Annotated in this window: 21 protein-coding genes and 1 riboswitch; of the genes, 6 read left to right on the top strand and 15 right to left on the bottom strand. The window is 44.2% G+C overall.

Annotation, left to right across the window (positions count from 1 at the left end; translation table 11 throughout):
* The 11 genes from H6550_00650 to H6550_00600 all read right to left on the bottom strand — a co-directional run bounded on the left by H6550_00650 (position 1) and on the right by H6550_00600 (position 13,079).
* The gene (locus H6550_00650) at positions 1 to 2,505 is read right to left on the bottom strand and encodes a T9SS type A sorting domain-containing protein (GenBank protein ID MCB9044622.1); all 2,505 of its coding nucleotides are present in this window, start codon (positions 2,503 to 2,505) and stop codon (positions 1 to 3) included.
* 24 nt (positions 2,506 to 2,529) lie between these two features.
* Positions 2,530 to 3,495, bottom strand: a complete 966-nt coding sequence (locus H6550_00645; GenBank protein ID MCB9044621.1) for a hypothetical protein — start codon at positions 3,493 to 3,495, stop codon at positions 2,530 to 2,532.
* Positions 3,496 to 3,499: 4 nt separating this feature from the next.
* Entirely contained in the window at positions 3,500 to 4,633 is a 1,134-nt protein-coding gene (locus H6550_00640) for an ABC transporter substrate-binding protein (GenBank protein MCB9044620.1), read from the bottom strand.
* A 105-nt stretch (positions 4,634 to 4,738) separates the two neighbouring features.
* The gene (locus H6550_00635) at positions 4,739 to 5,314 is read right to left on the bottom strand and encodes a phage tail protein (protein ID MCB9044619.1); all 576 of its coding nucleotides are present in this window, start codon (positions 5,312 to 5,314) and stop codon (positions 4,739 to 4,741) included.
* A gap of 35 nt (positions 5,315 to 5,349) precedes the next feature.
* Positions 5,350 to 5,922, bottom strand: coding sequence for a phage tail protein (locus H6550_00630; protein MCB9044618.1), 573 nt, complete (start codon positions 5,920 to 5,922; stop codon positions 5,350 to 5,352).
* Positions 5,923 to 5,958: 36 nt separating this feature from the next.
* The gene (locus tag H6550_00625; protein ID MCB9044617.1) at positions 5,959 to 6,528 is read right to left on the bottom strand and encodes a tail fiber protein; all 570 of its coding nucleotides are present in this window, start codon (positions 6,526 to 6,528) and stop codon (positions 5,959 to 5,961) included.
* A 337-nt stretch (positions 6,529 to 6,865) separates the two neighbouring features.
* Positions 6,866 to 7,861 carry a hypothetical protein gene (locus tag H6550_00620; GenBank protein ID MCB9044616.1) on the bottom strand — a complete coding sequence of 332 codons (996 nt, stop codon included), beginning with the start codon at positions 7,859 to 7,861 and terminating at the stop codon, positions 6,866 to 6,868.
* 130 nt (positions 7,862 to 7,991) lie between these two features.
* On the bottom strand, positions 7,992 to 9,395 hold the full coding sequence (locus H6550_00615) for an MBL fold metallo-hydrolase (GenBank protein MCB9044615.1): 1,404 nt from the start codon (positions 9,393 to 9,395) through the stop codon (positions 7,992 to 7,994).
* 19 nt (positions 9,396 to 9,414) lie between these two features.
* On the bottom strand, positions 9,415 to 10,104 hold the full coding sequence (locus H6550_00610) for a zinc metallopeptidase (GenBank protein ID MCB9044614.1): 690 nt from the start codon (positions 10,102 to 10,104) through the stop codon (positions 9,415 to 9,417).
* Between the two features lie 149 nt (positions 10,105 to 10,253).
* On the bottom strand, positions 10,254 to 12,473 hold the full coding sequence (locus H6550_00605) for a TonB-dependent receptor plug domain-containing protein (protein ID MCB9044613.1): 2,220 nt from the start codon (positions 12,471 to 12,473) through the stop codon (positions 10,254 to 10,256).
* Between the two features lie 118 nt (positions 12,474 to 12,591).
* A riboswitch (TPP riboswitch) is annotated at positions 12,592 to 12,686 on the bottom strand.
* 63 nt (positions 12,687 to 12,749) lie between these two features.
* The gene (locus H6550_00600; protein ID MCB9044612.1) at positions 12,750 to 13,079 is read right to left on the bottom strand and encodes a hypothetical protein; all 330 of its coding nucleotides are present in this window, start codon (positions 13,077 to 13,079) and stop codon (positions 12,750 to 12,752) included.
* Positions 13,080 to 13,213: 134 nt separating this feature from the next.
* On the opposite strand from H6550_00600, the gene H6550_00595 reads away from it, so the two are divergent.
* Positions 13,214 to 14,224 (top strand): MoxR family ATPase, encoded by a 1,011-nt coding sequence (locus tag H6550_00595; protein MCB9044611.1) that lies wholly within the window; start codon positions 13,214 to 13,216, stop codon positions 14,222 to 14,224.
* 83 nt (positions 14,225 to 14,307) lie between these two features.
* Here the strand turns inward: H6550_00595 and H6550_00590 are convergent, their stop codons facing one another.
* The gene (locus tag H6550_00590) at positions 14,308 to 16,359 is read right to left on the bottom strand and encodes a DUF2341 domain-containing protein (GenBank protein ID MCB9044610.1); all 2,052 of its coding nucleotides are present in this window, start codon (positions 16,357 to 16,359) and stop codon (positions 14,308 to 14,310) included.
* Between the two features lie 268 nt (positions 16,360 to 16,627).
* Positions 16,628 to 17,101, bottom strand: a complete 474-nt coding sequence (locus H6550_00585; GenBank protein ID MCB9044609.1) for a hypothetical protein — start codon at positions 17,099 to 17,101, stop codon at positions 16,628 to 16,630.
* Positions 17,102 to 17,207: 106 nt separating this feature from the next.
* Here H6550_00585 and H6550_00580 point away from each other — a divergent pair, with 106 nt between their 5' ends.
* On the top strand, positions 17,208 to 18,377 hold the full coding sequence (locus H6550_00580) for an NAD(P)-binding domain-containing protein (GenBank protein MCB9044608.1): 1,170 nt from the start codon (positions 17,208 to 17,210) through the stop codon (positions 18,375 to 18,377).
* Here the strand turns inward: H6550_00580 and H6550_00575 are convergent.
* Positions 18,370 to 18,633, bottom strand: a complete 264-nt coding sequence (locus tag H6550_00575; protein MCB9044607.1) for a hypothetical protein — start codon at positions 18,631 to 18,633, stop codon at positions 18,370 to 18,372. The genes H6550_00580 and H6550_00575 overlap by 8 nt on opposite strands.
* A 69-nt stretch (positions 18,634 to 18,702) precedes the next feature.
* Between H6550_00575 and H6550_00570 the strand changes: the two genes are divergently transcribed.
* The 4 genes from H6550_00570 (at position 18,703) to H6550_00555 (ending at position 24,390) form a co-directional block, all read left to right on the top strand.
* The gene (locus tag H6550_00570; GenBank protein MCB9044606.1) at positions 18,703 to 19,269 is read left to right on the top strand and encodes an NAD(P)H-dependent oxidoreductase; all 567 of its coding nucleotides are present in this window, start codon (positions 18,703 to 18,705) and stop codon (positions 19,267 to 19,269) included.
* Positions 19,270 to 19,323: 54 nt separating this feature from the next.
* Positions 19,324 to 22,716: a transcription-repair coupling factor gene (gene mfd / locus H6550_00565; protein MCB9044605.1), complete on the top strand. Its 3,393-nt coding sequence runs from the start codon at positions 19,324 to 19,326 to the stop codon at positions 22,714 to 22,716.
* Positions 22,717 to 22,792: 76 nt separating this feature from the next.
* Entirely contained in the window at positions 22,793 to 23,437 is a 645-nt protein-coding gene (locus H6550_00560; protein ID MCB9044604.1) for a response regulator transcription factor, read from the top strand.
* 143 nt (positions 23,438 to 23,580) lie between these two features.
* Positions 23,581 to 24,390 (top strand): hypothetical protein, encoded by an 810-nt coding sequence (locus H6550_00555; GenBank protein MCB9044603.1) that lies wholly within the window; start codon positions 23,581 to 23,583, stop codon positions 24,388 to 24,390.
* A gap of 94 nt (positions 24,391 to 24,484) precedes the next feature.
* Here H6550_00555 and H6550_00550 read toward each other — a convergent pair whose 3' ends face one another.
* Positions 24,485 to 26,041 (bottom strand): Rne/Rng family ribonuclease, encoded by a 1,557-nt coding sequence (locus tag H6550_00550; protein ID MCB9044602.1) that lies wholly within the window; start codon positions 26,039 to 26,041, stop codon positions 24,485 to 24,487.
* Positions 26,042 to 26,068 lie beyond the last annotated feature (27 nt).

Raw genomic sequence — 26,068 nt, 5'->3', positions numbered from 1 at the left:
TTATTCTTTGATCAGTTTTTCAGTTAACCTTTCTTTTTCTCCTTGTATCATTACCACATAAACACCTGCAGGTACATTGTTCAGCGGAATGATAACGCTACCATTAGACTGCTGTATTGTTTCTGCATATACTATCTGTCCTGTTATACTTACTACTCTCAGGTATGAAGTACCTTCTATATTTGCAAAAGATACTTTTACATCATTTTGAGCGGGGTTAGGCACCAGCTGCATTTTTGCATTGGTAATAATCTTTTCGGCAGCGATGGAAGTTGGTTTACCTACCATGTTGATCTCGAAACGTTCGTTACCCTGCGTTAATGTATCGGTAGTTACATCAAACCAATATTCAAAACCTGCTTTAATTTCTTCTTTCTTATTCAGGTATTTATCGTGCAGGTAGAGTTTAGTACCGGCAGGAATATCAAAATCGCCGCTGCGGATCACGTACTTGTTATACCTGTTGTAGGCAGTAAGCCCCAATTTTATAGAGCTGCTGTCGGCATATGGCCTTACATCAAGTGCCTGGCGCTGACTGTCAGAAGACAGCGTAAAAAAGTCAAGCCCCGGGTTGTAGAACTTAACAGCATCTACCAGTAACTCGTAGTCACTGCTTGCATTATCATCAAAGCTTATCAACAATTCATCCCATTTGGTTGTGCTGTCGCTGATGATGAGTTGCACCTGAGATTGTGCAGCAGTACCTTTGAAGATAGACGCACCTCCTGCGGATTTGCAGGATTCAGGGAAAGTGATAGTTGAAGTAGAGGCAATAGCTGTAACATAGCCTGCAAATGGAGGTAATATATATGAGCCGGAATATAGTTTGACTGTATACGCACCTGCCGCACCTGAAGTCGCATCCCATACATAGTAGAAAGAAGCGATACCGCCACCCCGGGTAAGTGCATTCATTTGTATGCCGCAAGGGAATGGGTTGGCCACACCTGCGTAAATAGAGCCGCTGCCTTTTGTAACGTTTACTACCTGGCTACCCTGGTTAACTGTACCTGTCATATCGAATTTTGTATTGCTTGGCGTGTACGTGCCGCCTGCAAGCCCTTCGCCCATTGCGCCACGCACCAGTACCCTTATCATTTCATATTGGTCCCAGGCGTTGGCACCAGATCCGTTTGTACTGGTAAAAGCTGTCCATCCGGGGTCGGCAGTGGCGGAACCTGTCGCTGTCGTTACGTCATACCAGAAAGCAGAAGGGTTATTCGTAGCTGTTGTGGTAAATCCGTTTGTAGAACCTCCTGAACCTGTAATGTCAATATCATCGGTAAGTGCAGTTAATGCCTGGGATGACGTGAACGGATGCCCGAAGAAACGGAATGCTCTTTTGCCGGGGATGTAACATTCGGCAGTAACGTTGCCACTTATTGTACCCGCTGAATTGCCGATAGTACCGAAAACGGTGCTGGAAGTTGCCGATAGGGTCAATTTACTATTAGTAGTGAGTGTAGCACCTGATGCTACCGTAATAGTACCCGTAGTAGATATGGTGTTACCTGAAATGGAACCAGATGCTGCGAAGTTAAATGTTCCCACACCGCTGAAGCCATTACCATTGTTGGTAACGCTACCGTTGATATTGGCAGTAGTGCCCGAACCCATGGTCAATGCATAGGTACTGTTAATGGTCAGGTCTTTACATGTGAAGTTACCCGGAGTTGTGCTGGATGCAATTACTGCATCTAAACTGGCAGTAGGTGCGCCATTATCCCATGTAGAGCCATTCCATGTAGTAGAGGTGGGTGTACAAGAGGGGCTTGTAGGAGCAAATGCGGTACCGTTATCATAGTCCCAATAGGATCTTTGGAATAGCTTTGCACGTACTTGCGAAACTGTTCCTGTTAAAGCAGTACATTTTGCACGGGCATTATCAACTTCCCAAAAGGTACCTCCGCCGGGTGCTGTAAGCAAAGAGTCGTACAGCCAAACCGCGCTAAAGCCCGCAGTAAGTCCCGTTCCGGATAATTTGGATTGTGAACCTCCGACAGCAACGCCATCCCAATCACTATCTGTTCCATTAAGCGTACCTGAAGACGGATAAGAAGATTGTTCGACACTCATATGGACCCCGGCAATGAACGTAGGCGAACCAAGGGTGCCTTGCAAGGCAAATATCTGGTCGCCACCGGTAGCAAGACTCATAGCAGTATTTATGACCAGGCTTCCGGCGGAAGCATATCCTGAACCAGTTGGTAAAATTGTTACAACAGTAAGCGCAGACATAGCACTGGTTGAGGTCCATGTGATCTCTCCCTCTGTGCCATTCAATGCAGAACCTGTCCAACCCTGGTCAGTAAATTTGACAACGGTGCCGGAAGAAATAGGTGCCAAAAGAATAAATGAAAAACTATCGTCAGCGCCATCAGAGTTATACCCTGTAAAAGCGATATCTCCCGCTGATAAAGTTGTTTGAGCCTGTATTGTGTATACACTGAATAACATCAGTGCCAACAGGCATATTTTCTTTTTCAGTAATAATTTCAATTTCATAGTTTGATTTTTATACGTTTTTACTTATTTGTTACTTGTTTGCTGTAAGGTAGCTAAGTCCTTAAACCTTGCATTTGATTTTATTCCACATACATGTGTAAAAGTCTGTGCTGAATAAATACCTTCTTCAATCGTTATTATTTTCAGTGTAATGTTTTTATGTCCTATGCATTGCACGTGCATACCATTTGTGTCAATTTTTATGATCTCTCCAATGGTTGCTGTTTCAGATATTTCATCGGAAATGCAAGCTTCAGTTATTCTCAGCGGCATGTCATGCAGTGATGTATATGCACCTTTATTCCAGGGGTTACAGGCATTAACCAAAGCAATTATCTCTTCTGCTGTTTGCAGTTCCCATTTTATAGATATGTCATCAATAACAGGTTTGCTGTAGTACGCGGCATTTTGTTCCTCTTGTTTCACCGTGTTGATATTACCGGAAAAGATGCCGGGTAATATTTTTTGCAGCACGGCTATGTTCAGGTTGGCCAATCGTGCACTATACATGCCATATGTATCAGTAGGAAGTATAGCTTCTTTTTCAATATGCAAAATGTCACCTGTATCCAGGTCGGCATCCATCATGTGTACTGTTATTCCTCCATACGGCTCCCTGTTTTTTATAGCGGGGAATATAGCATTGGCACCGCGATACTGAGGTAATAAGCCAAAATGAAAATTAAAAAAACCAACGCGAACCTTATTTAATACATCTGCAGGAATCCGCCAGGGAAATGTGAAGACGAACACTACGTCAAGCTGATTGTCTTCAATCCACCTTGTCAAACTTTGTTCCAGTGTCGGCTTTGAGAGTATAACAGGATCAAAATGATATGCCGCAGTGAGTTGTTTAATATCATTAATAGCGTCGTGTCGCCTGTCCGGCAAGCCTATTGATGCTACCAGTTTGTTTTGCAGTAAAGCATGCAATGATGGTATGCCCAGGCTGCCATCAGTTAATACGCCTATTTTAGGTTGCTTGTTCATAACACTAGGTACAAGGATAGGGATTTAACCATCCTTCATTAGGGTGTGCTTCAAGGTTGTCTTTACGCCATTTTTCCATATCGGCATGGATGGTATCTGTTACTATCTCTTTACCGTCGTTATTTATTTTTGCCAGGTAGCTATTGGCTACCGTGTAATTTTTTTCTGGATCATATCTCACTTCACCTCTCGGGCTATTGATGGTGTTGTTCTTTATATTGCTGGCCGTATTTTTTACATCCAGGAACCCGTTCTCATTATAACTTGCGGCATTCAGCAAAGCCATCCCGCACTCATAACCCAGTACAGAAAACCTGTCAGCTTCGTTACCGGTAGCTTTCCTGTAATCTTCCAGGAATGTTGTGTTGAGCTCATTTGACAGGGCAGGATACCATGCTGACGATGTTGTGATACCTGTGGTAGAGGGTTTGTACTTTTCCAGTATTTCCGGCAATGTAAGTAAGCCCGGACCAGCAACCGCCAGCTCTTTATTGATGATCATCTCACCAGCGTTTTGCCAGAATTTATCTGCATCATCACCTGCAAATCCGCAATAAATGGTGTCAGGTTGCCACTCATTTATTTTTTGCTCCAGTTCCGCATAAAAGGCCGGGTCAGTATTAAGTTTTGCTGTGTGATATCCGATAGCTGAGCCACCACCTTCTTCAGTTCCCCTGAGAAAAGCATAAGCAAGATGATAACCTACATCCATAAGTGAAAGACAGAATAGGATTTTTTTGTGTCCTTGTTCTGCCATGTGCCTGCCCAGTGAGTAGGATGCAACCCATTCATTCATGGTATGATGAAATACATAGTCAGAATATTTCAGGTCATACGTCATGTATGCTCCCCAGTCTGCCAATACAAGTATTTTTTTATATTTATCAAACAGGTTGCTGAGTCCCTCATGTGTTTTAGCACCGGTATAAGCTATTACAGCATCTACCCTGTCTTGCAATAACAGTTTATTGGCTTTGCCAACTGTTTCATCACTATCGGCAGCATTGCCACCGTCTTCTACTATTACCTGTATTTCTTTTTCTTTGTTTTGTTGCAATGCAAAATTTACCCCATCAATAAATTGCAGGCCCACAAGTGGGAATAGCTCGGACCTGGGTACTATTAATCCTATCTTCATACACTTTCTCTTTACTAAAGTTTGTTTGTCCCGGTAAAATGTCAATTACAGAGTATTTGCTACAACCCTGTAATTGACATTAATAATTAACATCTAAACGGTCGATTAATTGCGGCTTGGATATATTCCATACAAAGCAATCATATAATTTACCGCGAGTATAGGCATAAGGTTGTTATGCGGCTGATTACCACCGGCTATTGCAGGTGTAACATTACCACCGAAATTTGTTAGCGGTGTTGGTTTGAACTTAGTACCGTCTGATGAGCCTGCATAAGTGCTTGTGGCTGATGCCGCAGGAACAGCGCCGGTAGGTTCGTTAGTATTGCCTGAAGTTGCATCAGAACATGCTGGGCTCCACGTACTATGAAGTGAAGATGTCAATGCATGGGTGTGAACCGGCAGGTTAGGCTGTAATAAAGTAACTGTTTCCGACCCATATACTTCGCCTAACCGTATAGTAGACAAACCAGGACCGGTACCTGTACCTACTGCCACACGGCCTCTCAGGTCCGGCAAGGCGAATGTTGTGCGACCATCACCGCCGAAAGTTGTACCTAATATTGAAAATAAAGCGTTGTTTGCGGCAATGGAAAGTAATTGCCCCTGGCAAAGAGCCCAATTCCTTGGTGCAAAATTTCCGCCAAACATGCGTACTTCACCTATGTAACTGTCCATAATATTTTTTTTGTTGTGTTAACGTTTTGATTAATACATTAATTCCTGGATGGGAAAATCCCTGCTGTACAGATAATAAAGTTCATACCCAGGCTTGGCTGCTCGTTTGAGTGAGGATAGCTGGCACCTGCATTGCCCATTTGTACTGTGGCATTATAGGTACCGGTCACAGTTCCCATTACGTTATTGGCTGTCACGTTGTATATTTCCAGGTCGTTGTTAGGTAGCGCATAACCCGCTCCGCTCGGCTCAGAAGAATTCGCCTCATCATTGTATGAAGGCAGACCGGCCTGTGCTGTCAGGTGGATAGCAATATCGTGCGTATGAGATGGCATCTGGCTAACAGTCAGCGTTTCATTCTCTATACCGCCTTTTTCTCCCAAATCATAAATAGTACCGGAGTCAGCCTGACCTACACCTACAGCAACCCTGCTGCGCAGATCAGGAATTCCGAAAGTGGTGCGTCCGTCGCCGCCGTAGGTAGTGCCTAATAGTGAAAATAAGGCTGTGTTTGCTGCTATTGACATCAACTGGCCTTCACAATATGCCCAGTTGCGTGGTGCAAAATTGCCACCAAACAAACGTATTTCGCCCATTGTACCTTCCATAATATTTTTATTTTATCGTGTTAAAATTGGGTTTGTTAATTAGTTTCTTGATGGGAATATACCATACTGGCATATGATGTAATTGATCGCGATGAATGGCTGCCTGTTTTCGTGAGACTGGTTACCACCGTCAAGCGCGGCATTGATTGCACCTCCTACATTTACATTAGACATTTGCATGAATTCATCGGCCCTTGTATCGTATAGCGTAAAGCCATCTACCAGCGCCGGATAGCCATTAACCGGGCTTGCCTGGTTAGGCTCATCATTAAAGCCACCCATGGTTACGGAGCCGCTTGGATTTGTAACTAAAACCGTGTGGGTATGCGCCGGCATTTGTGTAATGTTTAGCGTTACGGTTTCGGTACCTGTTTTTTGTCCTAACCTGTAATCTGACAGACCCGGCCCCCTGCCTGAACTAACGGCAGAACGACCGTTGAAGTTTGGCAATGCAAAAGTAGTAGTGCCATTACCGCCATACGTTGTTCCCAGAATGGAGAACAAGGCCGTATTTGATGCAATAGACAAGATCTGTCCCTGGCAATATGCCCAGGCCTTGGGAGCGAAATTGGGAGCAAATAGTCTTATCTCCCCAATCATTCCTTCCATAATTTGATTTGTTTTTAGAGTGAATAATAGAATGTATTATAAAAAAGGTTCGAATAGTGATTGTCTATTGTAAGCGAAAATTTCCACGTTGTTGCTCATTCATCTACCATCTCCATACTGTTTATTACAGAACACGTAACGCCGGAGATTAAAACTACTTTTTAACGGGGTGGGAAAAAACGGGAAAAACACCCTTTTTTATGCGGGGAATATTTTGTATTAGTTCTCATATGTTGTTCCGGTTATAGCATGATCAATAGAATAAACGTCAATGCAACAAAATAAAAAAAGCAGGAGATTGTTCTCCTGCTTTTGCAATTATTAATAATAAGTTGTTTTAGAACATCAACGGACCTTTCTTACTGTTGAAGAAGTATGTGAACCTTGGTGTGATCATCCATTTGCGATACAGACCGGCAGAGAATACATCGGTACGTACAACGGGCGCAGCTACATTCAGGTCAAGCTTGTATTGACCATAACGGCCCATACGTATGAATGCGTTACCGCTCAGGTTAAGTGTAAGACCCTGTGTGCCTTCCACCTCATACCAGCCACCGGTATTCCTGTCCTGGTACAGATCATTTTTCAGATGGTAAATAGCCAGCACGCCACCGGTAACACCGCCACGTTCATTCACCAGGTGACCCTCCAGGCGCATCATTACATCGCCCTGGCGATATAGCTTGCGCGAAATAGTATACGCATCGCTACTGTAGAAAGTATCATTGACCTGGTTGGCTGCAAAGAATTCGTTTTCGTTGTACCTGTAGAAAGGTTGCTGATATCCCGCTGATACCGTTGCGTATTGTTTGTAGGTTACACTACCACCTACCATTACGTCTGTGCTACCGCGGCTGGCCTGATATGCCATAGGTAATGGCCTTGCCTTACCATCTGTAACATTCGCAGTACCCATGCCCAACAAAAGGCCTGCCGAACCTTGTATGGTCCAGTCTTCTATGCCCAGGAACATATGCGTATATGATGCAGATACATCACCTAATCCCCATGTGTTGGCAAGCTCGCCACCTGCTGAGAAGATAGGTACTTTTATATCAAAGTAACCGCCGCTGTATAATCCGAACAGCGGTAGCCTTGTTTCAAGTTGAGAGATGTTGAGCCTCATGTCCCTTTCGCCTTTGGCAAAAGTATGCCCAAGACTGAAATGGGCACGTTGGTTCTCATAGTCATGTTCATTGATCATCAATGCAGATGTCGTACGCATAGCGCCCGTAGATGCAAAGCCGGGGTCTGCCTCTCCCTGTGCCTTTACGGCCGTAGATGCAAAGCCCAATGCCACAAACAGGCATATAGCGGAAATATGTCTCATGTTAATCATTTAACAGATAAGCTTCAAATATACTTTTCTAAACTTAAAAATACATGCCCTGCTGTACAATTGCAATAAAAAAGCCCCTTTTCTGATAAAAAAGAGGCTTTACATATAGTTATACTTTTAATTATAACGCTTCCTTTTCAGGCGTTACTACTTTCAGACCTTTCTGCTCTTTCATAGCAGCAAACCCGCCGAGTATGTTGCGCAGGTTGTTATATCCCTGTCTTTTGAGCAAAGAAGCAGCAATAACTGAACGGTAGCCACCTGCACAGTGTATATATAGATTCTTGTCTATATCCAGCAGGGCTACATTGAAGGGATCCATCAGTTTGTCCAGCGGAGCATTGGTAGCACCTTTCAGGTGGCAATTGTCAAATTCTGAAGGTTTGCGTACGTCAACCACTTCCAGTTTTTTGTCATGCGGTATATCCATCGCCAGTTCGTCAGGCTCAATATCAACGATCATATCCGACTGTTCGCCTGCATTTATCCATGCTTCCATTCCGCCGTTCAGGTAGCCCTGAACATTCTCAAATCCTACTCTTGCCAGCCTGATTACACTTTCTTCTTCTTTTCCCGGCTCTGTTACCAGTACCAGTGGCTGGTCGAACGGCAACAGGCTACCGGCCCACTCGGCAAAACGCCCTTCAAGACCGATACTGATAGCACCGGGAACAAACGCTTCTGTGAAGACGGTGGCCGGACGGGTATCCAGTACCCAAACACCATTCTTGATTTTTTCTTTTAGTTCTGCAACAGTTAGTGGTGTCATGGATGTTTGTTTCAGTTCATCCATGTTCTCATAACCCTCTTTATTGATCTTTGCATTGACGGGGAAGTATGCGGGCGGTGCAGAAAGTCCTGATGTAACCACAATGATAAAATCGTCACGCGTCATGTCCTGCAGGGCATAATTTGTTTCTTTTTGTTGCCCGATGGTACTGAAAGTTTCAGCACCCAGGTTTTTGCCGCATGACGAGCCGGGACCGTGAGCGGGATATACAATCAGGTTGTCGGGCAGGGTCTTGATCTTCGTGTTTAGCGAGTCATACATCATGCTGGCCAGTTGCTCTTTGCTCATGTCGCCGCTGAACAGGTCAGGACGGCCCACATCGCCTACAAACAGGGTATCACCTGTAAATATGCAGTGTTCTTTACCCTCCTCATCGCTTAGCAGGTAGCAAGAGCTTTCCAGTGTATGGCCGGGGGTGTGCAGTACTTTTATCTTCAGCTTACCTATACTGAATTCTTCGCCATCTTTCGCTACATGTACAGGGAATTTTGTTACTGTCATGGGCCCGTATACAATAGGCGCTCCCGTTTTCTTAGACAGGTCAAGGTGGCCACTCACGAAATCAGCATGAAAATGCGTTTCGAAGATGTATTTGATCTTCACGCCCATTTCTTCCGCCTTTTTGATGTATTCATCCACATCGCGCAGCGGGTCTATTACCGCTGCTTCACCGTCGCTGGCTATAAAATAAGCTGCTTCACTCAGGCACTTTGTATATAATTGTTCTACTACCATCTTGTTCATTTAACAGGGTTTAATCCCTGCGGTTCATAAAAATAGAAATATAATACAAAAGCATCGCCACCGAGCTTAGTGCGGCCACTACATAAGTACGTGCCGCCCATTTCAGTGCATCTTTTGCTTTATCATGTTCGTTGCGGGAAGTAAGTCCCGTATTTTCCATCCAGGCCAGTGCACGGTTGCTTGCGTCATACTCCACCGGCAAAGTTACTAATGAAAACAGTGTGGAGATGGCAAACATCACAATACCCGCCAATAATAACCATTGGTTGCCACGGCCAAAGAAAAGCCCTACACCCGCCAGCAATACCCATTGTCCTAATGTAGTACTCACCTTAACTACCGGTACCATAGCGCTACGAAACTGCAGCATGCTGTATGCTTTGGCATGTTGTACGGCATGACCGCATTCGTGTGCGGCTACCGCAGCAGCTGCAATACTTCGCCCACTGTATACATCAGGGCTGAGGTTCACCGTCTTGTCGGCCGGGTTATAATGGTCGGACAGGAACCCTTGCGCAGAGTTGACCGTTACATCATAAATACCATTATCACGGAGCATTTTTTCAGCTACTTCTTTACCGCTCATCCCGGCGCCCAGGGGCAGCTCGCCATACTCCCTGAATTTCGATTTCAGCCTGCCGCTCACAACTGAGCCCAGCACCATGAAAAACACTACAATTAACAAATATCCTATTCCCATACAGGTACTATCATCAAATTACTTACCAATGTAATTCTGTCAGTATGACAAAGGTATTTTATCCGTTTTTTCTGCCCTTTATACAGGTATAGACAAAAAATGCGCCCTGCATAACACAGGACGCATCATAACGCATGAAAAAATTGCCTTTACCACTTCATATTGACACCTAACAAAAAGTTAAAGCCTGCCTGCGGGTAGTAGTAGTTAACCGTATTGAGCTGTGCGCCAGATATGTAGCTGAACGTGTAACCATTGCTGGCGTATTTCTTATCGAAAATATTGTTCAGCATCAGGTTGAAGCCCAACTCTTTTACCGCTTTTGTTTTGATGGAGTACCTGATACGGATATCGCACAGGCCATAAGGGTCGATGCTGCGATTGTCATCGCTGGTATTGTCCAGGTATTGTTTGCCTACGTATTTGCCCAAAAGGTCCATTTCAAAGCTCTGCCCATGTTGCATATACCTGAACGGGCTGAAAGTAAGCCCGCCCGAACCTAACACATTGGGAGAAAATGCGATATCTGTAGTGCCATGTTTTACTACATTCTGTACACCATAGGGGTCATCATAGTTGTCTATGTACTCAGTAAAGTTTTTGATCTTGTTCTGAGAAAAAGTTGCATTGGCAAAAGCCTTTAGCCAGTAGGTAGGTACATAAGACGCCTGCAGCTCTATACCCATCCTGTAGCTGTTGTCTACATTGGTACGCGTATAAGCGCCTACGTCATTTATCTGTCCTGTCAGCACCAACTGGCTTTTGTAGGACATGTAATAATAGTTAGCATTCAGGTGGAGCTTGCTCACCGTTCTGTCGAAACCAACTTCAACATCGTACAGTTGCTCATGTTTGGGCTGGTCAACAGGTGAGGCTTCAAAATCGGTCCTGTTAGGTTCCTTATTTGCAACGGCTATCGATGCATACAGCTTTTCAACTTTGTGGCCATTGTTGGCTATAAAATAGGTAGCACCGGCTTTGGGGTTAAAGAAGTTATATACCGGCATAGGCTGTATAGCCGGGTTATCGCGGAAACCATAGATGTTATATGCAACATTCCTGTACTGCAGGTCGCCGAACAGCATTAGCTTCTCGCCTGCATATTGCTGTAGTTTCAGGTACAGGTTCAGGTCGTTCTTTTGAGAATTCAAGTCGTACCAGCGGTAGTTATCCGGCACACCGCCATTCATGGTCCATAACACATCGCCGTAGTGGTTACCTGCATATTGGTTCCACCCGCCACCAAAGGTCAGTTGTGTTTTGTTCTTCTCATATATCAGCGAGAATACGGAGCCATAATAGTAGTTGTCTAACCAAAGTTGACGGGTAAGGTCTGTGCTGGTCAAGGTATCGTTGCCTGTTACATAATCAGGCAGGCCGTAACTGCCGTATGCCTGGTCTTGCTTGTACTCCTGGTAGTAGCCCCTGCCGCGCGTCATGAACAATGCGGCATGCCCCGAGATGTATTTTGAGAACTTATGGTCAACAAAGAACTGGTAATAGTCCTGCTGGTAGTTGTCTGTCTGGTTGTTGTAGTACCCACCACCCGTCATAGCTCCCAACTCGTTGAAGGTACGGTTGGTAGCCAGTGAATCCTGTACTACACCGTTCCATGCCTGTTTGGTCATTTCTTTACCGGTCATCAGCATGAAACGCAGTTGTGTTTTATCGCTCACTTTCCAACCAGCTATGAACTGCATAGATTTCAGGTCGCTGTTAGAGCGGTCGATATATCCGCGTGAGTTGATCTTTGATAGACGTACATCGAACTGGAAACCGCCTTTCAGCAAGCCTGTACCAGCCTTCAGTGTGTTTCTCCATGTATCGAAAGAACCATAGCTGCTGTACAGCTCAGCACCAGCCTTCTCATACTGCTGCATATTACTGATACTCATGGTTGCGCCAAAAGCACCCGCTCCGTTGGTAGAGGTACCTACACCACGCTGCAACTGTATGGAGCCCGTAGAGGAAGCTAGGTCGCTGAAGTTGACAAAGAATGTTCCCTGTGACTCAGGGTCATTTACCGGGATACCGTTCAGTGTTACGTTGATGCGGGTACCGTCCGTACCACGCACCCTGATACCTGTGTATCCTACACCCGCGCCTGCATCGGAGGTTACAACTGCCGATGGGGTGTATTGCAATAAATACGGCAGGTCCTGCCCAAGGTTAGCTTTTTTGATTTCTTTGCTATCCAGTTCGATCTTAGCAAATGGAGCATCGGAACCGGCACGTAGTGAGCGTATCTCTACCGGTTGCAGGTACTGTGGTTGCAGCAGCGTTCGTTCTGCCGCTTCTGTTGAATCTGATTGTGCATAGGCTGACACCAGGCCTCCTAATGCAAACATTGTAAGTAATGGTTTTTTCATTGCCGAGCAATATTCATTTTAGTTAACGAATATGGGGCTGTTGCGATGGCTGTGAACCACTTCAATAGCGCATAAATGAAGGCCTTACATTTATGTAGCAATTGAGGGACACAGAATACTCAGCTGAATGTTCAATCCCTAACCGGCATTACCCGGTCCAGGTTCAGCGGGTATGATCTCAGCCTTTTATTTAAGGCACCCCGTTATTTGTCCTATCAGGACTATACGACAAAGGTAGCTAAGAGAATCTGAAATGCAATAGGTGGTGAAAAGTAGCTACAGCTCAAAGTAGTTAATAACACATTCCTTTAGCAGCAATTCCTGTAATAAGATACCTGCTTCAGGGGGAGCCTTTAAGGCTTTGAAATGTGGCCAGCCATCACCATCACGACCGGTAAACTCGTAGTAGCCCTCTTTGCTCAGCAGTGTGCATACCGCTACGTGCATAAAATCCTGTTTTTGTTCTTTGGTAAACTTACCTCCCGGGTTTACGCCTACCTCGTTGATGCCTATCAGGTATAATATGCCTTCCAGGTCGGGCACCTTTCCGAAGCGCTCATGCATGAGCGCTTCCACATTCTTCCATCGTTCTACGATATTTTCCATAAAATTAGTTGGCAAATGTAGTCAGAATTTGGTTTAACGCAGTTTTAACAGCCTGTAAAGCTATCTCGTGATATTTTTGAACCCTGATTTTTTTACATCATTCCGTTTCGTAAATTGAACTCGTTATGACTGACATGGAATTACCATCTTCGACATCTGTAGATATCCGGGAGCTGAATGAGCGCATACACCAGAACAGCGCCTTTATTGAGCTGCTGACAATGGAACTGAACAAGGCCGTTGTAGGCCAGAAGCATATGGTGGAGCGCCTGTTGATAGGACTGCTTGCCAATGGCCACGTGCTGCTTGAGGGAGTGCCCGGACTGGCAAAAACATTGGCTATCAAATCACTGGCTTCAGCAATACACGCAAAGTTTGCCAGGATACAGTTCACACCGGACCTGCTGCCGGCTGACGTGCTGGGTACTATGGTATACAACCCGCAGGACCACGAATTTGCCGTGCGTAAAGGCCCTATATTCGCCAATTTCATACTGGCGGATGAGATCAACCGTGCTCCGGCGAAAGTGCAGAGTGCCTTGCTGGAAGCAATGCAGGAGCGCCAGGTGACCATCGGCGACCATACATACAAGCTGGAGGAGCCTTTCCTGGTGTTGGCTACGCAAAACCCGATAGAACAGGAAGGTACCTACGAATTACCTGAAGCACAGGTAGACCGTTTTATGCTGAAGATCGTTATCAGCTATCCTAAAAAAGAAGAAGAACGTCACATCATACGTTACAACCTGAATCCGCAAGGTGCTGCTAAGATCAACCAGGTGGTAACACAGGAAGACATCATCAAAGCACGCCAACTGGTGCGCGAGGTGTATATGGATGAGAAGATAGAACAGTATATACTTGATATAGTATTTGCTACCCGTTTCCCTGATGAGTATAAGCTCAAAGGACTGAAACCATTGATAGCTTATGGTGGCTCACCGCGCGCTAGTATCAACCTTGCTCTGGCCGCTAAAGCTTATGCTTTCATCAAACGTCGGGGTTATGTGATACCTGAAGATGTACGTGCTGTATGCCACGACGTGATGCGCCATCGTATTGGTGTTACGTACGAAGCGGAAGCAGAGAATGTGACCAGCGAACAGATACTGAACGAGATATTAAATGCTGTGGAAGTGCCATAGCAGGTGAGTGAATCAAACTATTTGAATAAAAAAAGTGCCCTGTTACAAACAGGGCACTTTTTTTATTCTTTGATTGAAGTTTTTTAAAGCTTAGTGAATTTTTGCATGCTTATCCTGTTGCCGTCAGCATCCGATATTTCTACAAAGTAAACATCTGGTGTAAGATCGGTAATGTCAATTTTGGTAATACCTGTGTTTTCCAGGTTTCCATCACTTACAATTCTGCCAAGTTTATCGATCATTTTATAATTCATTTCTGCCGGTAATGTGTGGTCGGCTTTAATAAACAGTTCGCTTCCGCCTGTAGGATTGGGATAAACGATCACCGTATTCTGACTGCTGACATCGTTCACAGATTTTGGAGGATTGACTGTCAGCAATGCCGCCTCGCTGGTATCTCCGGGCGATAAACAGCTTCCTGAATTGAATAACAGGCAGCGGAACAGGAATCCGTTTTGAACATAAGATACACCTCTTACCAGGAGGTTATTTGTTTTAACACCTGAATAGATTGGGCCGTCATTGATATTCACAAATACATCATTTGGCGACGCAACCTGCCATTGATATGTTGCGGTTTTTGAAGCCGTTTTTACAGAGAAGTTTACATTAGAGTTCGGGTTCGTTGTCACATCCAATGGCTGGGTGCTGACTATCGGGTCAACCTGTACAATGAGTTTACCCCCGTTAGACGGTTTAGGTAAAGCACATGCACTGGTCACCATACAGCGATACAGGTTGCCATTGTATGCATTTTGAGACTGTAGTATCGTTAGCTTTGGTGTATTCACATTAGCATAGTCACCACCGTTAGATAGGTCGGTCCACGCACCACCCTGTGCCATTACCTGCCATTGGTAGGCTATTGAAGGTCCTTTGGCATCCGAGCTGAATGAAGCCGGGTCACGCGGACAAACAGTAGTGTCTTTAGGTTGTTCAGTCGTAGTAATAGAGCCGCCCACATTGATGGTTATCGTATGTGACTTACCTGCACCGCAAACGCTTTTCATCGTCAATGTACCCGTATATATCCCCATTGGTGCAGACACCGGTACAACAACCGTAATAGGGCTTGTGGATGGCATGGCTGCATTCACAACATTTGCGAATCCTGCATTTGCTGCGGTAGCTCCCCATGTGATATCATATTCCTTTGGATTACCTGTTGTTGCTGTAAAAACAATTGGTGCGCTTGAACTACCGGGACAAACGTAAGGCATCTCGCCCAGCGTAATATCAGCATTTCCTGACCCGGTGGTAGCCAGTTGGTATGTAGGAAGGTTAGTGATATTGTTGGTATCAACTGTATAATACTCCATATCAGGCACACCATACATGTTGTTGGTCAGTACCGTTGTAGGGAACGTGTTTTCCGTACAACTGTTGCAATAGCGCATATCTCCATATGTTATATACTGCGAAGATTGGCCCGATGCACCATAGTAGTACATGTCGCCACTGCCATTGTATAGTGCCAGTATATAGTCCTGGTTAGCGTTTAACCATATGTGGTTAGATAAATTCTGGAAAGAATATACAGCCGCAGCACCGGAAACCTGCATTTGCCTGAGTATGGCCTGTGAGTTGAAGTCGAACAGGGTTACGTACCTTGTAGTAGCATCCGGGGTACGTTTACCAAAACTGGAAACAATAATATCCCTGTTGGCGCGGAACTTCATGCTGCGCTGGCAGTTAGAAACTGTATTTGTACTTGGGGGAGTAACACTGTTCGTACCCGTATATGGGCCGTTAAAGGTGTTATAAGTAGACGCAGTTGACACGGAAGTGTTGCCATACAGCATATAAATAGTTCGCGGTGCCGATGCGTACATAGTATCCATTTTTACCCATATTTTGGTTTGGGTACTATTCATGCCCGAGTCAATAAAGTGATTGAGCAATTGTGTACCGGCACAATCTTTACTAAATCGAATATCCCTGCCATCGGATTGCATGTGGCCGGCACCTACCTGGGCGGCGGTGTTAATATACATGGGTACCTGCCATCCCAGCACGTCTCTATTCTCGTGGTTGGTAACCGTAATTGGCATGGTGTATAAAAACTGAGCGCTCGCGGTATTGACGATTCCTATTAATATTACTACTAATAATAGCAGCTTGTAATTTTGCTTCATAACAACGTGGTATTAAAAATTAATTTGATAGCATTTATACCTAAATGTAAGTTAAAAATCATTTAAAATCAAGATATATATCGGGCAATTCCCGTAGTCGTTTAAGGTGATATTAATGGCTTAAATCGAATTCTGTATTGTATTTAATCGAAAATAAACGTGCAGATCTTTGTAAGGCGCTGATAATCAGAAATTATAAAATAATATTATTTTATAATTATGTAATGTTTCGATAGGGGTAGGTCATATATTCCTGTGAAGATGTCATTTACTTAGAATTGGAACCTACGTTGCTGCCCATTTGTTTTATTTGTACCATTTTCACGAAGTAGGTAGCTTTCTGACCTGTGTTAGGTTTCATCCATCTGAGTTGATCTACTCCTGATTTAATAAGAGAATCAACAGAAAATTTAATGACTACGCTATCTCCTTCGGATAGTAGTTTTATTACTTCCTGTATATCAGTTTTGCTTTTGGGTTGTGTCATTACAAATGATACAGGTTTGTTCTCGTTTACCTGGCGTGAATTGTAAATCATTTCACCATCCACCTCTACATACATATGCGCTTCTACATAGTCACCGTTCTTTGGATTAACAGAGCCTGGTTTATCATAAGCCAGCTTATACTCTACACCACCGGGTAGTTTTATAAAACCTTTTGTGGCCGGCATTGGTTTTTGTGCCATTGCTGCAGTATTGCTTATTGCCAATGCTGTTAATATCATTTTACCTGTTCTCATATCGTACCGTTTAGTTGTAAAAATAGCGATTATGGTATTAAGAAAAATTGTACATCCTTGAGCAAGTATAAAAAGGCTATTTTCGCAGCAGAATGATATAACAAACATGAGCAAATTGAATAAGGAAGCAATAGTAGGTATTATAGGTGCAGGCGCAATGGGCAGTGGAATAGCCCAGGTGGCAGCAATGGCTGGTCATAAGGTAATCGTTTTTGATACGAATGCTGATGCATTGGAAAGGTCAAAGAGCAATCTTGATAAAACGTTGAACCGCATGGTAGAAAAAGGTAAGATAAGCGATGCCGCAACTATTACTGACAGGTTTACTTATGCTACCAGTCTTGATGCATTCGCTGATTGCTTATTGATCATAGAGGCGATAATTGAAAACCCGGACATCAAGAAAAAAGTTTTTGCAGATGTAGAAAAAATAGTTTCAAAAAACTGCATATTGGCTACCAATACTTCATCACTATCCGTTACTTCGATAGCTGCTGCATGTACTAAAGCAGAGAGGGTGATAGGCCTGCATTTTTTCAATCCAGCTCCGCTAATGGCTTTGGTTGAGGTGGTACCTGCTGTACAAACAGATGCCGCACTGGTACAGGAGTGTAAAGTATTAATGACCGACTGGAAGAAAGTGCCGGTCATAGCGAAAGATACACCAGGCTTTATAGTGAACCGTGTAGCAAGGCCATTTTATGGCGAAGCGATACGTATGATGGAAGAAGGTATTGCTGATGCTGCAACAATAGATTGGGCCATGACGGAAATAGGTGGTTTCAAAATGGGGCCGTTTACGCTCACTGACTATATAGGGCATGATGTGAATTATGTAGTGACGGAAACAGTATTCCAATCGTTCTTTTACGACCCCCGATATAAACCATCTTTCTCGCAAAAGCGCCTGCTGGAAGCAGGTTGGTTAGGCCGTAAGTCGGGCAGGGGATTTTACAACTATGCTGAAGGAGCAGAGCTACCACAACCTGAAAAAGATACAGCATTGGGCAATCATATTGTTGAACGTGTAGTAGTTATGCTTATCAACGAGGCTGTAGATGCCTTGCATCTGAATGTTGCTTCAGCACAAGACCTGGAGTTGGCCATGACCAAAGGAGTTAACTACCCTAAAGGGCTGCTGCAATGGTGCGATAAATGGGGTGCTGACAAATGCCTGAATATACTTGACGGCCTGTATAACCAATACCACGAAGACCGTTACAGGGCTAGTGCCTTGTTACGTATGGCTGCTGCGGAACAAAGAAAGTTTATTTAGGCTCACATTCCCGCATGGCAGGATCTTGTATTATGTCCTGTATATGGTCCATTGCCTCTGAAAAGTTGGGGTGTTTTTTCATGGCTTTTTCAAGGCGGCAGTCGCACATAACCTTGGCTTTGTCTTCAGGTATATTATCTTTTTTGGCAGCACTCATACAGCCTTGTACAAACATATCCCGGGCATCGCTGTCCCATGTATTCTCACATGCCGTTAAAAATGGAAGTAATAACAGTAGCAGCAGGTATCTTTTCATAACATTAACTTAAGCCGTTAGCAAACTTATTTAAGATATATTCGTTATATTAAATGAAAGTTACGATTTATGTTGAACATAACGATACTGTATGGCGCAATAAGAGAGGGTAGGTTGAGCATCAGGGCAGCCAAAGCCTTGCTGAATGCCCTGAACAACTCCGGTAAAGTAAACGCCACACTTATAGACATAAAAGACCATAACCTTCCTGTTATGGAAAGTCGCCTGAAAGACATGGACAACCCTCCGCCTGCACTTGTGACAATAAGTGAAAAGTTGAGTAGCGCAGATGGTATTGTGTTTGTTACTCCCGAATATAACAACAGCTATAGTGGTGCGCTGAAAAACGCTGTAGATTATTTTACAAAAGAATGGGCTAAAAAACCCATAGGTATTGTCTGCGGGTCAAATGGCAGGATGGGTGGTGTCAACGCATCCAACCTGCTTCAGTTGCTGGTATTAGCTATAGGAGCTTTCCCTATGCCGTACAAACTGCTGGTACCTGAACTCCATAATTCGCTTAACGAAGAGGGAGAACCACTGACCGACATCATGGCTAAGAACCTGAACCGTTTTGTAGAAGAATATATATGGTTTGTAGAAGCCATAAGTACACAAAACAAAAAGAAACAATAAAATATCACAAACAAATCGCCATAACAACCATGTTTGCCGTATTTTTGCCGCCCTATGAATTTGCAGGTGCTGCAAAGTTTGTATCAGAATGATATCCGCGTCAAACAGATTGCGGGCGGCATCTCATTGTCCGACCCCAAGCTCAGGGTAACATTACTCAACCTCAAAGGCTCTTCGCTCAACTTTATTGCAACGGCAGTATGGCAGCTCAGCGATGCCAATCATGTGTTCATTCTGAACGACAATGAGGAAGCTGCATATTTTCATAACGACCTGGAAAATCTTACCGGAGCGCTGGATATCTGTTATTTCCCCGACTCATTCAAAAAAACCGGCAGTTTTAACGAACTGAACAGCAGCCACGTGATGCTGCGTACAGAAGCTCTGACAAAGTTCAGCAAAGCCGAGACCCACAAAAAAGTACTGGTTACCTATCCGGAAGCATTATTTGAAAAAGTAGTGAATCCAAGATCACTGTCGGGCAACATGATCAGTATAAAAGTGGGGGAAAACCTGAAGATCGATGAGGTGCTGAAGCAATTTGTAGGCCTGGGTTTTAAGAAGGAAGATTTTGTATACGAGCCGGGACAGTTTGCCATGCGTGGTGGTATATTGGATATTTATTCTTTTGGCAACGAGCACCCCTACCGTATCGAACTTTTTGGCAACGAGGTAGACAGTATCAGGTTGTTCAACCCAGAAACACAATTATCTGAAAGGAAACTACTGCAGGTTTCTATCATTCCTAATATTGAAACGAAGTTTGAGGCAAATGAAAAGGTATCGCTGTTGGATTACCTGCCCGAAAATACAGTCATATGGGCTAAAGATTTTGATTTTACAGTGGGCAGGTTGGGTAAGATGGAAGTGGAGCTTCCTGATGTCATCAACCTGAACGATGTTGCCATAGACCATGAAGAAGCCTGGCTGAAGCAACTGACGAAAGATGATTTTGAAACCACTGAAAACTGGCAACAGAAATTAAAACAAAGACATTTAATTGAATGGTATAACCATTCACTACCCAGACTGACAGGCGATGAGGATACAGCTGTGTTGCAATTTGCTACCGATGAGCAACCCGTATTCAACAGGCAGTTCGGGTTGTTAATAGAAGACCTGCAAAAACGCATTGCGCAGAAATATGAGCCTTATATTTTTGCAGAGAACGCCAGGCAGACGGAGCGCCTGCGCAGCATCTTCGAAGACCTCAATGCCAATATTACCTTCGTGCCCATACCCAAAGCTATCAGCAAGGGCTTCATTGACCATGAGAAGAAGATAGTTTGCTATACCGACCACCAGATATTTCAGCGTTACCACAAGTTTAACGTAAAGCAGGCATACACCAAAGGTAAGGCTATTACAATGCGTGCGCTGCGCGAGTTGCAGCCCGGAGACTTCGTCACCCACATTGACCACGGTGTAGGTGTGTACAGCGGTTTGCAGAAAATAGATGTGAATGGTAACATGCAGGAAGCGGTGCGTATTATCTACCGTGATAATGATGTGTTATATGTCAACATTAACTCGCTGCATAAAATAAGCAAGTATACAGGTAAGGAAGGTACACAACCCAAAGTGAATAAGCTGGGTAGCGAAGCCTGGCAGAAACTGAAAAATAAGACCAAGAAGCAGGTCAAAGAAATTGCTGTTGACCTGATCAAACTATATGCAAAACGCAAAGCCTCAACCGGTTTTGCTCATACCCCTGACAGCTACTTACAAACAGAACTTGAAGCCTCATTCTTTTACGAGGATACACCAGACCAGAGCAAAGCTACTGCGGATGTAAAACGGGACATGGAAGCGCCATCGCCTATGGACAGGCTGGTATGTGGCGACGTAGGTTTTGGCAAAACGGAAGTCGCCATCAGGGCGGCTTTCAAAACCGTGGCAGATAGTAAACAGGCAGCCATTTTAGTACCTACTACAATATTGGCCTACCAGCATTACCAGACACTAAAAGAACGCCTGGCAGATTTCCCTTGTAATATAGATTATGTCAACCGTTTTAAATCTGCTAAACAGAAAACCGAGACGCTGAAAAAACTAGCTGCCGGTGAAATAGATATTATTGTTGGCACACATGCACTGTTGGGTAAAAGCGTTAAGTTCAAAGATCTTGGCCTGCTGGTAATAGATGAGGAGCAGAAATTTGGTGTAGCGGCAAAAGAAAAACTACGCGAGATGAAAGCCAACGTGGATACACTGACACTTACAGCTACGCCGATACCGCGCACCTTGCAGTTCTCGCTGATGAACGCGCGTGACCTGAGTATCATGAATACACCGCCACCCAACCGCCAGCCGGTACAAACCGAGGTGATGGTGTTTGATGAATATGCCATTCGCGATGCAATTTATTTTGAGGCAGAACGCGGCGGACAGGTGTATTTTATACACAACAGGATACAAAGCCTGCCCGAAATGGTTACCCTGCTACGCAACCTGTGCCCGGACCTGGAGATAGGTATGGCACATGGCCAGTTGGAAGGTCATAAACTGGAAGAAGCACTGTTCAGCTTTATAGAGCATAAATATGACGTGCTATGCTGTACTAATATAGTAGAAAGTGGGGTAGATATTCCCAATGCCAATACCATCATCATTAACAATGCGCATCAATTTGGGCTCAGCGACCTGCACCAGCTACGCGGACGTGTAGGGCGTAGTAATAAAAAGGCGTTTTGCTACCTCATAGCACCGCCCAAGAGCACATTGCCTAATGATAGCCGCAAAAGGCTGGAAACACTGGAACAATTCAACGAATTGGGCAGTGGCTTCCAGATTGCTATGCGCGACCTGGATATACGTGGAGCCGGCAACCTGTTGGGTGGCGAGCAGAGTGGTTTTATCGCAGAGATAGGTTTTGAGATGTACCAGAAGATACTGGCAGAAGCCATCAGGGAGCTGAAGCGTACTGATTTCAAAGACGTGTTTGCAGAAGAACTGGAGCGTAAAAAGGATTTTGTTGCCGATTGTACTATAGATACCGACCTTGAGATACTGATACCTGAGAGTTATGTTGATAATATCACTGAAAGGTTATCGCTATACACCCAGCTGGATGACCTGGAAGAAGAAAGCGAACTACAGAAATTTGCTGAAGAGCTGACTGACCGTTTCGGGCCGATACCCGGGCAGGTACAAGAATTACTGACCACAATACATAGCCGCTGGCTAGCCAAAGAGCTGGGTTTTGAAAAGTTGATACTCAAGAACAAGCAACTCCGGTTATACTTTGTCAACGACCCGGATTCTCCTTATTTCGAGTCGCCAACCTTCAATCATATCATGGATTATATCCAGAAAAGTGTGAACAATGCAAGATTGAAGCAAGTAGGGAAGAACTTTATGCTGGTAGTAGACAATATGAAAAAAATGGCTGATGTTTTCAATTTCCTTAACAGGATAACACAAGCTGCAGACCCATCAGTACAATAATTTTCTTTCTTTGCCATGTCATTGACTATACATAACTCTTTATGTATATTTATAGAAGTATTTACCCCGATACTTGATGAGCAAGATAAAAATTGTCATTGCAGATGACCACCATATATTATTGGACGGACTGAAAGCAATGCTTGAAAAACAAGATAATATTAATGTACTGGCTCTTTATGACAATGGTCAGGCATTACTGGATGATTTGCCTAAAAAGAAGCCTGATCTGGCACTGGTTGATATAAACATGCCGGGTATGAAGGGCAATGAACTTACCCAAAAAATAAAAGATATCAATCCGGCAGTGTATGTCATTACGTTATCGATGTACGATGATGCTGCACATATCATGGAAATGATAGAAGCGGGTGTTTCCGGGTATCTTCTGAAGAATGTAAATGACAAAGAGTTGGTAACAGCTATCACCCAGGTGATGGATGGCAAAATGTATTTTTCTTCTGAAGTATCCGAAAAGCTGACGACGCTGGTCGTTCACCAGCAGCGTAAACTGGACGAGCCGGCAAAACCCAAACTTACTGAAAGAGAGTTGGAGATACTTAAGCTCATTGCCAATGAACACAGTAATGCGGAGATCGCTGATATACTGTTTATAAGCGAACGTACGGTAGAAACACACCGAAAGAATATGTTGCGTAAGACAAATAACAAAACCATAGTGGGCCTGCTCAAATACGCACTGGAAGAAAAACTCATTTAACACTTCGTTTCATAGCCTCCTTTTGCTGTATCCGTACTGGTACGGATATAAAAATACCCTCATGCTTGTATAGCATAGCCTTTCTCTTCAAGGTATTTTTGTATCATATCGGATAAATTTTTGCTAACGAAAAACTTATGAAAATGAAAAAGCTGATCAAAATAATGGTGCCGGTGCTGGCTATTATGACAGGCGTAACATCCTGCGATAAATTACCCACTACTACAACGCCCACTACAACTACTCCTACAACCACAACTCCAACGTCTCCAACGCCTGTTACTCCTTCGCCGTCCGGCAGCTATTGGGGTGTACTGGCTGCAGTGCAAATGGAGTTTGCTTACAGCAACCCGCAGATTCCTATTCCTATATCTATCAAATCAGATGTGGCGTCTGCTTCATTCTTCGATGGGGCAGGATCAAGCAACCTGACGGGTGCAGGAACAGTGAGTATCAACTCCAACGATCTGAAAAATAACAACAACAGCTACAGCCTGACAGCTTCTGATGGTATGACTCCGTCTACACTCAACCTGACCGGAAGTTCTATTGACTGGTCTGTAGGTGGTAGCGGCAACGTTGCAGCATTTACATACTCGCACACAGGTTCTATGCCTAACTATTCCGGTACTTCAAGCCTGCCTACTGCAATCGACAGGACAAAAGATCTGGATATTACCCTCGGTAATAAAGTAACTAATGCTGACTCTGTTTATGTTTTGATCATTACCCCTAACAGTTCAACTCCATTGATGAAGGCATACAGTGCTAAGCCTTCAGCTCCGGCAAAGGCAACATTTACAGCTTCTGAGTTGGGTAGCCTGTCATCTGTAGCTGATAATGGAGCTTATGTTGAGGTGGTAGCTTTCAGGTATGCTGTTCCTAACATTAATAGCAGGCAGTATGTTTTTGTAAAGGAATTTGCCGCAGTTACTACTGCGACGATCAACTAAGTTCATGCGTATGATGAATACACTATCTCATTTTGCAGAAGTGGATAGTGTATTTATCCGAAAAAAAAGGAACCCATCCGGGTTCCTTTTTTAGTTATAATTTAATGATGTCGTCGGTCTTGCTGTCGTAGAAATGGTATTCCGTGATCGGTGAGTTGTTGTCGGTCATTATTTTCACTTTCACTTTATATTTCCAGTACCATTTCCATTGTATCGAGTTAAAGAAATTTCCTTTGGTGAGGTATGCGCTCATGATAGGGTGGACATGCAATGCCAGTTTGCGGTGTCCCTGGTTGATGAGGTAGTTCAGGTCTTTTTCAATATCGTCTGCTATCAGGATTGATGGTCCTATTTTGCCTGTACCTTTACAGGTGGGGCACACTTCAGCTGTTGATATATTCAGTTCCGGCCTCAGTCGCTGGCGGGTTATCTGCATCAGTCCGAACTTGGATATAGGCAGTATAGTATGCCTCGCCCGGTCTCCTGCCATAAAACCTTCCAGTGCTTCCAACACCTGCTTTTTGTTATTCGGCAACTTCATATCTATGAAGTCGATAATAATGATACCTCCCAGGTCGCGCAAGCGCATCTGGCGCGCTATCTCTTCTGCAGCTTCCAGGTTGGTAACCAGTGCATTCTGTTCTTGTCCCAGTTCAGCACTGCGCGTACCGCTGTTCACATCTACAACGTGCAGCGCTTCTGTATGTTCTATTATTAAATAAGCGCCGCTGGGCAGGTTCACCGTTTTGCCAAATGATGATTTTACCTGTTTGGTAACACCATAGGTGTCAAAAACGTTGGTTCCGCCGTTGTGAAAGGTAACGATATCCTCCTGGTCTGGTGCTATTCGTGAAATGTAATCTTTTGTCTCTGCGTGTAGTTTTTTGTCGTTCACTACTACCTTCTGAAAGTTGACATTAAGCAGGTCGCGCAGGATAGATGTTGTCTTGTCCTGCTCTCCCATAATGAGTTTAGGTGCTTTGGCTCCTTTCAGGTTCTCCTGTATGTGCTTCCACATTTGGGTCAGCTCCATTACATCGTTATGTAGTTCTGCTGTATTCTTGCCTTCTGCTGCAGTACGCACGATCACACCGAAATTTTTCGGTTTGATGGCCTCAACAGTACGTTGCAATCGCTTACGCTCATCGGCAGAGTGTATCTTACGTGAAATTGCTACCACATCATTAAAGGGTGTCATTACCACAAAACGCCCCGGAAGGGATATTTCACAGCTCAACCTTGGCCCTTTATTCGATATGGGTTCCTTCAGTACCTGCACCAGTAATTCCGGCTTGTGGTTCACCACTTCCGTGATCTTGCCGGATTTCAGTATCTCAGCTTCTACCGCAAACCTGCCAAAATCACCGCCCCATGTCGGGTTGCCATCAAGTGATTGTTTGGTGAATTTTAAAAGTGAACGGAAGTATGGACTCAGGTCAGTATAATGAAGAAAAGCATCTTTTTCGTAGCCTACGTCTACGAAGGCTGCGTTCAGACCGGGCATAAGCTTTTTTACTTTGCCCAGGTACAGGTCGCCCACGGCAAAGTTGTTTTGCCCCTTTTCAAAATGGAGCTCAACGAGCTTCTTATCTTCCAGCAGGGCTATTTCCACACCATCGCCGGAAGAATTGATAATCAGTTCTTTGTTCATGTGTCCGTCATTTATCCGGCCATACGC

This window comes from Chitinophagales bacterium (genome assembly GCA_020636495.1).
GTDB lineage: Bacteria > Bacteroidota > Bacteroidia > Chitinophagales > Chitinophagaceae > UBA5543.
This window is presented reverse-complemented; position numbering and strand designations above follow the sequence as displayed.

Bases quoted from the DNA above. Each gene is read 5' to 3' on its own strand.
- H6550_00650 (MCB9044622.1), bottom strand. From the start codon at position 2,505: ATGAAATTGAAATTATTACTGAAAAAGAAAATATGCCTGTTGGCACTG.
- H6550_00645 (MCB9044621.1), bottom strand. From the start codon at position 3,495: ATGAACAAGCAACCTAAAATAGGCGTATTAACTGATGGCAGCCTGGGC.
- H6550_00640 (MCB9044620.1), bottom strand. From the start codon at position 4,633: ATGAAGATAGGATTAATAGTACCCAGGTCCGAGCTATTCCCACTTGTG.
- H6550_00625 (MCB9044617.1), bottom strand. From the start codon at position 6,528: ATGGAAGGAATGATTGGGGAGATAAGACTATTTGCTCCCAATTTCGCT.
- H6550_00620 (MCB9044616.1), bottom strand. From the start codon at position 7,861: ATGAGACATATTTCCGCTATATGCCTGTTTGTGGCATTGGGCTTTGCA.
- H6550_00615 (MCB9044615.1), bottom strand. From the start codon at position 9,395: ATGGTAGTAGAACAATTATATACAAAGTGCCTGAGTGAAGCAGCTTAT.
- H6550_00610 (MCB9044614.1), bottom strand. From the start codon at position 10,104: ATGGGAATAGGATATTTGTTAATTGTAGTGTTTTTCATGGTGCTGGGC.
- H6550_00605 (MCB9044613.1), bottom strand. From the start codon at position 12,473: ATGAAAAAACCATTACTTACAATGTTTGCATTAGGAGGCCTGGTGTCA.
- H6550_00600 (MCB9044612.1), bottom strand. From the start codon at position 13,079: ATGGAAAATATCGTAGAACGATGGAAGAATGTGGAAGCGCTCATGCAT.
- H6550_00595 (MCB9044611.1), top strand. From the start codon at position 13,214: ATGGAATTACCATCTTCGACATCTGTAGATATCCGGGAGCTGAATGAG.
- H6550_00590 (MCB9044610.1), bottom strand. From the start codon at position 16,359: ATGAAGCAAAATTACAAGCTGCTATTATTAGTAGTAATATTAATAGGA.
- H6550_00585 (MCB9044609.1), bottom strand. From the start codon at position 17,101: ATGAGAACAGGTAAAATGATATTAACAGCATTGGCAATAAGCAATACT.
- H6550_00580 (MCB9044608.1), top strand. From the start codon at position 17,208: ATGAGCAAATTGAATAAGGAAGCAATAGTAGGTATTATAGGTGCAGGC.
- H6550_00575 (MCB9044607.1), bottom strand. From the start codon at position 18,633: ATGAAAAGATACCTGCTGCTACTGTTATTACTTCCATTTTTAACGGCA.
- H6550_00570 (MCB9044606.1), top strand. From the start codon at position 18,703: ATGTTGAACATAACGATACTGTATGGCGCAATAAGAGAGGGTAGGTTG.
- mfd (MCB9044605.1), top strand. From the start codon at position 19,324: ATGAATTTGCAGGTGCTGCAAAGTTTGTATCAGAATGATATCCGCGTC.
- H6550_00560 (MCB9044604.1), top strand. From the start codon at position 22,793: ATGAGCAAGATAAAAATTGTCATTGCAGATGACCACCATATATTATTG.
- H6550_00555 (MCB9044603.1), top strand. From the start codon at position 23,581: ATGAAAAAGCTGATCAAAATAATGGTGCCGGTGCTGGCTATTATGACA.
- H6550_00550 (MCB9044602.1), bottom strand. From the start codon at position 26,041: ATGAACAAAGAACTGATTATCAATTCTTCCGGCGATGGTGTGGAAATA.